The sequence below is a fragment of the Flavobacterium mesophilum genome (genome assembly GCF_039581405.1).
Classification (GTDB): domain Bacteria; phylum Bacteroidota; class Bacteroidia; order Flavobacteriales; family Flavobacteriaceae; genus Flavobacterium.
The window spans coordinates 89,902-102,171 of record NZ_JBCPXZ010000003.1; the positions used below are offsets into that span (position 1 = coordinate 89,902).

General features: G+C 35.6%; 9 protein-coding genes. All 9 read right to left on the reverse strand.

Annotation, left to right across the window (positions count from 1 at the left end; all coding sequences use genetic code 11):
- Window position 1 precedes the first annotated feature (1 nt).
- Window positions 2-1,426 carry a glycoside hydrolase family 30 protein gene (locus tag AAYQ19_RS09405; protein WP_343535973.1) on the reverse strand — a complete coding sequence of 475 codons (1,425 nt, stop codon included), beginning with the start codon at window positions 1,424-1,426 and terminating at the stop codon, window positions 2-4.
- 2 nt (window positions 1,427-1,428) lie between these two features.
- A complete protein-coding gene (locus tag AAYQ19_RS09410; RefSeq protein WP_343535974.1) occupies window positions 1,429-2,268 on the reverse strand; it encodes an endonuclease/exonuclease/phosphatase family protein in 840 nt (279 codons plus the stop codon).
- 72 nt (window positions 2,269-2,340) lie between these two features.
- Window positions 2,341-3,414, reverse strand: a complete 1,074-nt coding sequence (locus tag AAYQ19_RS09415) for a glycoside hydrolase family 16 protein (RefSeq protein WP_343535975.1) — start codon at window positions 3,412-3,414, stop codon at window positions 2,341-2,343.
- A 36-nt stretch (window positions 3,415-3,450) separates the two neighbouring features.
- Window positions 3,451-5,193: a cellulase family glycosylhydrolase gene (locus AAYQ19_RS09420; protein WP_343535976.1), complete on the reverse strand. Its 1,743-nt coding sequence runs from the start codon at window positions 5,191-5,193 to the stop codon at window positions 3,451-3,453.
- Between the two features lie 25 nt (window positions 5,194-5,218).
- Window positions 5,219-6,694: a glycoside hydrolase family 30 protein gene (locus AAYQ19_RS09425; RefSeq protein ID WP_343535977.1), complete on the reverse strand. Its 1,476-nt coding sequence runs from the start codon at window positions 6,692-6,694 to the stop codon at window positions 5,219-5,221.
- 30 nt (window positions 6,695-6,724) lie between these two features.
- On the reverse strand, window positions 6,725-8,194 hold the full coding sequence (locus AAYQ19_RS09430; protein WP_343535978.1) for a glycoside hydrolase family 30 protein: 1,470 nt from the start codon (window positions 8,192-8,194) through the stop codon (window positions 6,725-6,727).
- 89 nt (window positions 8,195-8,283) lie between these two features.
- Window positions 8,284-9,735: a glycoside hydrolase family 30 protein gene (locus tag AAYQ19_RS09435; RefSeq protein ID WP_343535979.1), complete on the reverse strand. Its 1,452-nt coding sequence runs from the start codon at window positions 9,733-9,735 to the stop codon at window positions 8,284-8,286.
- Between the two features lie 142 nt (window positions 9,736-9,877).
- Window positions 9,878-10,735 carry a hypothetical protein gene (locus AAYQ19_RS09440; RefSeq protein WP_343535980.1) on the reverse strand — a complete coding sequence of 286 codons (858 nt, stop codon included), beginning with the start codon at window positions 10,733-10,735 and terminating at the stop codon, window positions 9,878-9,880.
- A 27-nt stretch (window positions 10,736-10,762) separates the two neighbouring features.
- Entirely contained in the window at window positions 10,763-12,268 is a 1,506-nt protein-coding gene (locus AAYQ19_RS09445) for a RagB/SusD family nutrient uptake outer membrane protein (protein ID WP_343535981.1), read from the reverse strand.
- Between the last annotated feature and the right edge of the window lie 2 nt (window positions 12,269-12,270).

Here is a 12,270-nt window from a genome sequence, read left to right on the forward strand (position 1 = left end):
GTTACCAAACGTAAGTTGCTACTGCACCTGCATTTAAAGTAGTTGAAATTTGTTTTTGATTGTATTTGATATTGAATGTTTCTGCTGCAGTTCCATCATTTTCTACAATTAGAACAATTTGCCCTGATGGCGTTTTGAAAGCCGCATTATGCAAGTTTCCTGCTATATTACTTCCAATTCTAACTGAACCTTCAGGAACAAATTTTGAAGCATGTCCAATAATATAATATCCAACTTCTCTCTTGATGTTTTGATTTTGATCAATCATCAAAGCACCTTTGCAAGTCGAACAACCTCCTGGAGTAAATGGCTTGTAATATTCATCATTTGCCAATCCCCATGAAAGCGCATTTTTACTCCAGTTACGCATAGAACCAATTACGACATTTTTTACACTCCATTTCAAGTCGTTTTCAAAACTGCTTTTTGACCCCGTATATTGTTCTGTGAAATATAAATCTTTGTTAGGAAACGCATCATGAACTGTTGTCAAAGCGCTGATATCACCTTCATACAAGTGAAATGCTGAACCCGTAACATATTGATTCGCTTTTGCATCTTTCAAAATTGTCAAAGGATATTCTGGTTTGTTGCAATTGTGATCGTAAACAATAATTTTAGTTTTAATTCCCGCTGCTTTAAAAGCTGGTCCTAAATTATTCCCTATAAAATCTGCTTGTTGTTCTGCCAACATCAACATACTTGGGTTGTTTCCTGGATGCAAAGGCTCGTTTTGAGGCGTTATGGCATCAATTACAATTCCTTGTGCTTTCATTGCTTGAATATATTTCACAAAATATTCGGCGTAAACTTGATAATATTTTGGCTGTAAGCTACCGCCTTTTGAGCTTCCGTTATCTTTCATCCACACTGGTGGCGACCACGGCGACCCCATAATTTTAATTTTCGGATTTATAGCTAAAATCTCTTTTAAAACCGGAACGACATCTTTTAAATCTGGTCCAAGGTTAAAATGTTCCAACTTTAAATCGGTTTGTCCTTCTGGCATATCATCATACGAAAAAACTACTTCATTCAAATCTGAAGCACCAATACTGATTCTTAAATAACTTATACCAATCGCATCATTTTTTCTCGAAAAAAGCTCTTGAAGCAATGCTTCTCTTTTAGCTTTATCCAATTTCAAAATAGTTTGAGCGCTTCCTCCTGTCAAAGAAAATCCAAAACCTTCGATAGTTTGGAATTTTTGCGAAGCGTCAACCGTAATGGTTTGATTTGAATTTGCATCAGAATTAAAAACCAAATCTGGCTGTTTTTTCAATTTTGATGTTTCATCTGTGGTAGTAATCCAAGATTCGGCTTTACCAGAATTGGTCGCTGTGTTTTTTGAAGACCCGCATTTTATTTGAACTGCAATCAAAGGCAGTAAAAGTAAAATTTGAAGTTTTTTGTTGATGTTTTTCATATTCAATCTATTTCTATTAGAACAGGAAAGTGATCTGATGGATATTTTAAATCTTTCGAATCACTTAAAACTGCATGTTTTTGAATTTTAAGTCCGCTATTTTTCGACACAAAAATATAGTCGATCAATAGGTTTACTGGTTTGTCATGGTTGAATCCATTGAAAGTTCCATAAGGCCCAAATGGTTTTTCTATTGAAACATCTTTGGTATCATCCATAACCTTTTTTATTTCTAAAATTTGTTTCGTATCAGGTTCTGAGTTGAAATCTCCCATTAAAAAAACAGGAAGCTTTTTGGTATTCAGTTCTGCAATTTTCGACAAAACAAGCTCTACTCCTTTTACTCTAGCAACTTCTCCGATATGGTCCAAATGAAGATTAAAAACCCAAAACGTTTTCTTGGTTTTTAGATCCTTAAAAAGCCCATAGGTACAAACTCTATTGCAAGCACCATCCCAGCCTTTCGAGACTTGATTTGGTGTTTCAGACAACCAAAATGTATTGGATTGCTGCACTTGAAAACGATCTTTTTTATAAAATATCGCAGAAGCTTCTCCCGTACCGTTTTCCTCTCTGCCAATTCCAATTTTGGCATAATTTGGCAAAGCCGATGCAATATCAATTACTTGATTTGGTAATCCTTCTTGAATCCCGAAAATATCAGGACTATAGAATCGCAACTGAGAAGTAAAATACTCCTTTCTATTTCCCCACGCATTTTCGCCATCAGAAGCAACATCCAAACGAATATTATACGTCATCAATTTCAGATTTTGACCAAAAAAAGATTGACTTGCCAAAAGAAGCATTACAGCTAAAACTATTTTACTTATTGTTTTCATATTTAAAAAATTTAATCCCGTAAAGCTATGTTTTCCGAGGCTTTACAAAAAATAAATCATTTAAAAATTATGTTAATTATACACTCTAACGTAATCCACTTCGAAAGTTGCGCTAGTGAAATTTGGATCCACTTTTCCACCAAAATTTCCTCCCATTGCTAAATTCAAAATCAAGAAAAAGTTAGCATTAAATGGAGTTGAACTGCTGTTTCCGTAGGTATAAAACAAATTATCATCTACATAAAATTTGATACTTTCAGCACTCCATTCTGCAGCATAAACGTGAAATTCTGTAGCCGAGTTTGGAACTGTAGTAATAGCAGTATCTGGCGTATTTCCCGAACGTCCAGGAGAATGCAATGACGAATGATTTACATTCGGATTATTCCCAACTGATTCCAAAATGTCAACTTCACCGCATGCCGGCCAAGGAGCAGTATCAATATTATCGCCCAACATCCAGAAAGCTGGCCAAGTTCCGCCGCCAACTGGCAATTTTGCACGAACTTCTGCACGGCCGTATTTAAATGAAAATTTTCCTTTTGTAAGCATTCTTGCCGAAGTATAATGGCTTCCCATATAATCTTCTTTGATTGCTTTTATTTTTAAAATTCCATTTTCAATAATTACGTTTTCAGGGCGGGTGGTATAATACTCTAATTCATTATTTCCCCAGCCATCGCCAGTTCCTGTATTATATCCCCATTTTGAAGTGTTTGGAGCACCGTTTACATCAAATTCATCTGACCAAAGCAGTTTTCTTGCAACAAAAACATTTGCAGAAGTTGTTGTGCTTATAAACTTCAATCCGTTATAAGCTGAAACCACTATTGGATAATTCTTAGTTCCAGAACCTGTAAATTCATAAGTAAAATCTCCCGTAGTAATTTCTTTTAATTGGTTATCGATTAAAACTTTAAACGATGTAGCATTAGTTGCCGTAATCGTAAGTTTTATTTTTCCGCTTCCATCGCCATCAGGCTTATCAGCTGTTTTCCCGATTACTTCGACTTGAACAGAAAGATTAGAAGGTCCTGTTGCAACTGGCGTATCATCACCAGAATCAGTACCACCGCTACATGACTGCACGACAAGCAACAAAGCCAATAAAAAACCTGTTTTCTTAATTAAATTGTATAATTTCATCGGATTTAAATTTTGATTAATAATTATTTCTGAAGCTTATTTTTTCCCTTCAGAAAAATCCAAATAATTCAGATTAAAGCCTCCTTTTTCAAAAACGGCTTTGATTTTGTTTGTTCCTGCTTCTAATTGAATTCCAGACAAAACAACTGTTTTCCATTTATCATTTCCTCCCGTTGCAGGAAGCACAATTGCTTCTGATTTTTCTCCGTTTGCAGTTTCAAAATAAATTTTGCCTTCTGATTTTTCACTTGAGTAACGAATAGCCACTTTATAGCTTCCTTGTTTCTTTGCTTCAGAAGTAAATTGCAACCATTCACCATCTTCGATAAATGAAACTTGATAACCATTTGATCCAGCATCTTTACATGGTAAAATATCTACACCATCATTTCGCATGGCATTTCCTTTGTTCCATTGGTCAAAATTTCCTGTTTCAACTCTGTAGTTTATAAAATCCTTATCAGAATATGCGTATCCATTTGTTCCTAAATCATACTGAGCTGCAGCAATTTTTCCAGGAATTACATGTTTTTTATATGGTTTTGTATCATTTGTTTGCACTTGTCTGAACATTGCATCGATCACATCTGGTTTAACCGTTACGTTTTCCATTTTGTAATTATCAGCCATTTTCATTAAAGTTTTCTTTGCAAATTCTGGAGTCGGTTTTTGCCCGCCATCTTTCCAATATTTCAACAAAACATCATATTCTGGAATTTTTGTTACCGAAGTAACACCGGCAATATTTTCGATTTTTTTCATTGGCCAAAAAGCCCAACCAATATTATTGCTTTCTACTAAAGTCAGAACGTCTTTGAACCAAACATTAGAGTTTTCTCCGCTTTCTCCCATCCAAATAGGCACGTTATATTGTTTTCTGTAATCCAACATTTTTTGGAGTGAACCAATCGTATTGTAGTTCCAATATTTGTGAAAACTCAATGCCATATTTTCATCCCATAAAGGAAAAATTCCGTTGTAATTATTTCCCCAACAGTTTCCTTCAATAATTACCAAGTGGTTTGGATCGACTTCGCGAATGGCTTTTGTCACTGCAACCATCAAATCTCTTAATGGTCCGTTTGAATTTTCGTCGCAACCATTTTTATTGGTTCCAGTAAAATTCCAGTTTGGTTCATTGATAATATCATATGCGCCAATCCATTGATTGTCTCTGTAACGAGAAGCTAGTTTTTTCCACAAAGCAATCATTTTTTTCTGATTGGCTTCACTGTTCCAAAGCGATGGTTTTGTCGTATCGTAATCCGAAATTGCAGCATCATTTCCTTGCCCTCCTGGCGCGGCGTGCAAATCTAGAATCAAATACATTTTATTCTCGGCACACCATTTTGCTAAATTATCAGTTATAGCAAAGCCTTCTTCGAGCCAAGTAATTTCACCATTTTTTTCTTCTTGAATGGATGGCGTATAAAGATTGTAATGCATTGGAAGACGAACAGAGTTGAAACCCCATTTGGCTAATGAATCGATATCACGTTTTGTGATTCCGTTTGCTTTGTAAGCCGCATAAAATTCTTTTGTTCCTTGTTCACCAACAACATCCTGAATTTTTTGTTTGATTTGATACTGCGGACTTGCAAATGGTTGTGTCTGCAACATATAGCCTTCTTGAACCATCCAGCCACCAAGACCTAAACCTCTTAAAATTATATTTTTGCCGTTTCCATCAACTATATTTTGGCCATCTCGATGCAAAAATCCTTGCCCGAATGAAGCAACTGTAAATAAAAGCTGTACGGCAATAATTATTTTTTTCATGCTGAAAACTGTTTTCTGTTCAAAATTATTTCCAAGTGAATGTTCCCACTGCACCAGCATCCAATGTAATGGTTACCCATTTGTCATTGTATTTAAGATTGAAGACTTCTACTCCAGAACCATCATTTTCAACAATTAAAACTTTAGAACCTGTTGGTGTAAGAAAAGCGACATTTTGAAGATTTCCGCTAATATTACTAGCAATTCTAACTGAACCAGCCGGAACAAATTTTGAAGCATGAGCAATAATATAATAAGCAACATTACGCTGAAAAGTCTCACTTGATGTTATAGTCAAAGCTCCTTTACATTGCGTACATCCACCAGATGTATGAGGCTCGAAAGCACCATTATTAGCTAAATTCCATTCTAAGGCATTCTTGCTATAATTTCTCATTGAGCCGATAACTACATTTTTAAGATGCCATTTCAAATCTCCGTCAAATGCACCAGTTGATGAAGTCCATTGTTCTGTGAAATAAACATTTTTAGTTGGGAAAGCATTGTAAACATTTGAAAGTGCGCTGATATCTCCCGCATATAAGTGAAATGCAGAACCGTCTACAAAAGGAAACGCATCAGCATCTGCCAAAACTGCTTTTGGATAACCAGGCTGATCGCAGTTATGATCGTAAGCAATAATTTTAGTTTTAAGACCAGCTGCCTTAAATGCAGGCCCTAAACTTGATTTTATAAAATTAGTCTGTTCTAAAGCAGACATATACATACTTGGGTTATTACCATCATGCAATGGTTCGTTTTGAGGTGTTACAGCATCAATTGTAATTCCTTCAGCTTTCATTTGCTGAATGTATTTTACAAAATACTTTGCATAAACATCATAATATTGAGTTTGCAATTTTCCGCCAACAAAACTGTTTTTATCTTTCATCCAAAGTGGCGCTGACCAAGGCGTTGCCAAAATCAAAATTTTAGGATTGATTGCCAAAATTTCTTTTAAAAGAGCAATTACACCGGCTTTGTCTTTGTCTAAACTAAATTTAGCCAAATCCATATCAGTCTCGCCAGTTCCAAGATCATCATAAGTAAATGTAGAGCCATGTAAATCTGAAGCGCCAATACTGATTCGGAGATAACTTATTCCGATTGAAGTTTCGCTTGAACCAAATAATTCTTGTAAAAGCGCACTCTTTTTTGCTGGAGTCAGCTGATTTATCATTTCAGCACTTCCACCTGTTAGCGTGTAACCAAAACCATCAACGGTTTGATATTTTAGTGCATCATCTACAATGATATTTGGATATGTATTATATGTAGTATTAAATCCTAAAGTTGTACTTTGTTTAGCCAAAAGAACAGTTTGATCTCCTTTTGTTAACCAAAAATCGACATCGTTTGTTACAGTCACTGGTGGGGTCACAACCGGAGGAGTCACCGGTGTTGGATCTGTTGCATCATTTGAAGACGAACATTTTACTTGCGTAAAAATAGTCAAAGCAAGAAATAATGCTTTTATGGTGGTTTTAGAATTAAAGTTCATTTTTTTTTAGTTTTTTAGTTAATAGTACCACTAGTAAACAATAGTTTGAATAGCGTGTGCCGGGATCGTAATAGTAGTTTTTAAAGAGCTGTTGGTTAAATTGTATACAATCTCTTTATCGGTTTGGTTCATGACAATAGTGGCAATTTTTCCATCAGTATTTTTAAATGATGTACTTAAGAGGGTTTTATCACTTATGGTTTGTGTTATTCTTTTCGCATTCGCGTGAATGAATTTTGAAAAATGTCCAATATAATAATACATCGGCGTATAGATTAATTCGTCTTTTGTAACATCAGCATGGATTGGTGCAAAGCAGAAATTGCCAACATGATTTGGACCTCCATTTTGGTCTAAAAGAATATTCCAATCTGTCCAGCCTACAGTTCCGTTGTTGAAATCATTAATCATGTTAAGACCGTAGCGTTCTGCATTTCCCCAAAACTGAAATCTTGAAGCATCAAATTTTTCAATACAGCCTTCTGTAAATAAAAGTCCTTTGTTTGGAAAAGATTTGTGAACCACGCCAACAGATTCAAATCTTGGTGGGCCACCACTCCATGTTTCATACCAGTGAAATCCAATTCCCCATGCAAATTTTGATACATCAGGATCAGAAAAAACAAGACTGGCTCTTTTTTCAAGCATTTCACCACGATTATGGTCCCAGATAATTACATTTTTTGAAGAAAGTCCTTCTTTTGCTAGAGTTGGCCCAAGGAAATTCTTCAAGAAATCTCTTTCAGCCTCAGGTGTATAAATACAAGATTCCCATCTTTGTTTTGCCGCTGGCTCGTTTTGAATAGTTAGTCCCCAAATTGGGATACCTTCTTTTTCATATGCTCTGATAAATTTCACGTAATAATTTGCCCATGATTGTGCAAATTCTGGCAATAAAACGCCGCCGTGCAAAATATCATTATTGTCTTTCATAAAAGCTGGGGGACTCCACGGACTGACAAATAAGGTTAATTTACCGCCGGCTGTTTCAATTGCTTTTTTAAGAAGTGGAATTCTATATTTTTTATCGTGATCGATATTGAAGGTTTTTAAATCTTTGTCACCTTCTGCAATATAAGTGTAAGTATCGCTGCTAAAATCACAGCTATGTATGTTGGTTCTGGCTAAAGAATAGCCAATTCCTTTATTTTTATCGTAATAAGCATTTAGAAATTCTTGTTGTTTTTTTGGCGATAATTTGGCAAAAACTTCGGCACTAGCATCTGTAATTGCTCCTCCAATTCCAAGGAAAGTCTGATCTGTTTGTGCAGCATCTACATTGATAGACACTGTTGAATTTGTTTGTTGTGATGTGTTGTTTGAAATTAAGTTATTTGATAAAGTCAATTTCAAATTGGTATTTTCGGCTGTAGTATAAACCTCTATTTTTTTATTTGATTTGGAACCAGAAACCGCAGAAGCATCTGCAATTTTTGATGAATTACAACTAAATTGCAATACTAATATTGGGGCGATTAAAATGCTGCTTATGGCTTTCATTGTACTTTCAAAAACGATTTAACTTAAAAAGTAAATTGAGGGTCAATACGGATGATTCAGATCAACCCTCGGCATTTACCAATAAAATATTAATATACAAGCGTTTGGATTGCGTGTGCAGGAATCTTAACTACAGTCTTTTCAGAAGCTATAATCAAGTTATAAGTAATCTCTTTATCCGATTGATTCATGACAATTGTTGCCATTGTGCCATCAGTATTCAAAAACGAAGTACTTAATAGTGCGCTTCTGCTTACAGCAGTACTCACGCGAACTGCATTTAAATGGATAAATTTTGAAAAATGTCCAATGTAATAGTAAGATGGCGTGTAAATCAACTCACCTGTTGTAGTATCAGCATGAATTGGAGCAAAACAAAAATTACCAACATGATTTGGACCTCCGTTTTGATCTAAAAGAATATTCCAGTCTGTCCAACCCGCTGTTCCATTGTTGAAATCATTAATCATCGAAATACCATATCTTTCGCCATTAGCCCAGAATTGATATTTTTTTGCATCAAATTTTTCAACACAACCTTCTGTAAACAAAAGTCCTTTGTTTGGATAAGCTTCATTTACTTTTCCAACATTGTCAAACATTGAAGCGCCACCAGACCAGTTTTCATACCAGTGAAAACCCATACCCCAAACATATTTTGAAGCTTCTGGATCAGAGTAAATTACGTTGGCTCTGTAATTCATCAAATCGCGGTTATGATCCCAAACGATGATTTTTTTATCTCCTAATTTTTCTTTTTTCAAAGTTGGTCCAAGGAAATTTTTAATAAAATCTCTTTCAGCTTCAGCTGTGTAAATACAAGATTCCCAAGTTTGTACTGCCATTGGCTCATTTTGAGTTGAAGTTCCCCAAATTGGAATACCTTCTTTCTCGTAAGCTTTGATGAATTTTACATAAAAATTAGCCCAAGTTTGGTAGTATTCTGGTAATAATGTTCCTCCTTTTAGAACATTTTTATTGTCTTTCATAAAAGCATTTGGTGACCATGGAGCAACATAAGTTGTCAATTTTCCGCCTGCTTTTGCGATAGCTTGTTTAATCAGCGGAATGCGAAATTGTCTATCATGTTCAATAGAAAAAGTTTTCAAATCCTTGTCGCCTTCTTTGATATAAGAATAGCTTCCACTGCTAAAATCAGAACTTTGAATTGTTGTTCTTAGCAAAGAATAGCCTATTCCTTTTTGTTTATCGTAGTATGCGTTTAAAAATTCTTCTTGTTTTTCTTTTGAAAGTTTAGCAAAAATTTCGGCACTCGCATCTGTGATAGCCCCGCCTATTCCCATGAAAGTCTGGAATTTTTTTGATGGCTCCACAAAAACAGAAGATTCTATTTCAAGAGGTTGCTTTGATGCTGAAAACGTTAAATTATCTGTAGAAGTTAATCTTAAATTAGAATTTTCAGCTGTAGTATATACGGTAATTTTTTTTCCGTTGGTTGTAAATTCTTTTTTTGCTTTAGGCTGGGCAAAAGCTGCCACTGAAAACAAAAAACATAGAATTTTTAAACTATTATTTTTCATTCTTTCCTTATTATATTGATTCTAAATACAAGTTCTCAGAAACTCATTTTCTGACAAGCTTAAGGAAGGATTTAAAAAATAGCCCATACTCATAACGATTATGGGCTATTTACAACCAAACTTAAACTTAACTTAATCTTTATTATTTTCCGCGTAATTCTACAGCTTTGATTGTGATACCGCCTGGAGCAATTCCACCACCGCATCTAATCATTAAATAGATTTTACCTGTAATATCAAATTTTACAACGTTGCTGATAGTATTTAAACGAGCGTTTTTCACACACCCTACTGTAGATAATTTACCAGAAACAACAGAGTTTCCACAACCATTCCAAGTATTTAATCCCATTACAGCACCACCGTCATTATAATCTCCAGAAACTGTAGCTGGATCTGTTTTACCTGCATAAACTTCGAACCACATATCAGTTGAAGCTCCTCCAGAAACAACCATATCAACAGTGTATTCTTTATCTTTAACAACATCGATTGCTTGATAAATTCCAGCATGACCTCCGCTTACAGTAGCACCTTTCGAGCTGTAAGTCCAGTCTCCACCAGCACCATAGATAACTTTTTTCCAGTTAGCTTGATCTGCTGCAGTTGCAAAAGAACCACCTTTTACAAGGTTACCTTTTACAGGGTCTGAAGTTGCCACAACAACTTGAGTGTTTGCCGTTCCCGTTGCACCTCCTGCTCCGATAGCAGTATGTGTAATCGTATACGTTCCTGCATCAGGAAGAACGATAGTTTGAGTCATTTTTCCTGGTAAAGCACCAGTTCCAGTATCCCACATTGATGAGATTACACCTTTAGTCTGTGCTGTTGCTAAGTAAGTATTTACCGCACCCGCTACAGGAGTTAAAGTAAATGACGCATCAACGTTTGAAGCTATTAATGTATTAGGATTTACATCGTCACTACAGCTTGATAGTGTACCTAATGCTATAGCTAGCATTAGGAATACACTTCTTTTTAAATTTATATTTAGGTTCATTTTTTTGCGTTTTTTTGGTTAATTCTACTATTGGTAGTTAGGATTTTGTTTCAATTTAGTTCCATTTAACTCAGTATATGGAATTGGGAAAATCTCGTCAGTTCCAGCGTTGAAACCTCTATCAGATAATGCTGCAGCAGCATCTCCCCATCTTACTAAGTCAAAAAATCTATGTCCTTCACCAGCTAACTCCATTCTTCTTTCGTTTTTGATTGCATCTAATGTTACTGGAACAGATGCCAAACCAACTCTAGCTCTTACTGCATCAAGCAATGCTTGTGCTCTTGGGCCAGAACCTAATGCTTCAGCTTCCATTAAGTACGTATCAGCAAGTCTGATAACATAAGAATCTTGTTTGTAGTTTAACTCGGCAGCACCTCCACCTGTACGAACGTCACCCGTTCTTGGAAGGAATTTGTTCAAGAAATAACCTGTATCTTGGTATCCACCGATATAATCAGCTTCACCTGCAGCTTTAAGTGCTTTAACATCAAGAATTGTAGCAGCAAAACGAGGGTCGTTTTTCATGAAATCATACAATTTTTGAGTTGGTACACTGAAGCTCCATCCTGATGGAAGATCTGGTGCATTAGAACCTTTTTTAGAGTAACCTCTTGGTCCAACCATAACATTTAAAGAGTTTCCTTCATCTCTTCCAGAACCCCAGAAATCCCAGTTTGAGTTACCAGCACTTGAGTGTGATACTTCGATTAAAGACTCTGAATTGAATTTGTTAGCAACTACCCATAAATCACTGAATTTTGCCAACAATTTATTTCCGTATTGGTTAGCTTGCCCAGGTGTTCCATTTACTTGAGCTAAAATTGCAGCAGCGTCAGCTTTTTTACCTTCAAATAAATATACTTTCCCCAATAATGCTTGAGCAGCTCCTTTATTAAATCTTCCAGCTTCAGTTGATGCCACTACAGTATTTGGCAAAGCAGGAATTGCTTCTAATAAGTCTTTTTCGATTTGTGCATAAACTTCTTCTGGCTTAGCTTGCTCTGGAGTATAAATTGTACTCGTATTCAATGGTTGCAAGATCAAAGGAATGTTTTTGAATAATCTTACTAAATTGAAATAGTAAAGTGCACGAAGTGTTTTTGCTTCAGCAGCAAACCTAGTTCTTTTGTTATTATCCATAGAAGCTGCTGGAAGTTTATCCAACAAAAGATTTGCTCTAGAAACTCCTTGATAATGATCACTCCAGAAACTTCCAGGAATGATAATAGATGTAAGTGAGTGTGTTGAGAAATTCTGAATTCCAGTACCATCTGTTGGACCTCCTCCACCAGCGTAGAAATCGTCAGATCCAGCGTTTAACATTGCTACCATGTTTTCAAAACCACCAGTATTTTTTCTCATCGGATCATAAACTCCAACTAAAGCAGCATAACACTCAGATTCGTTAGAAAAATAAGTATCTGTGTCAAATTGTCCTTTTGGGTCAATTGTTACAAAATCTTCAGAACAAGCTCCTAAAGCGGCAAATGCCAATGCAACGTATATATATTTTAATTTTGTAGTTTTCATAA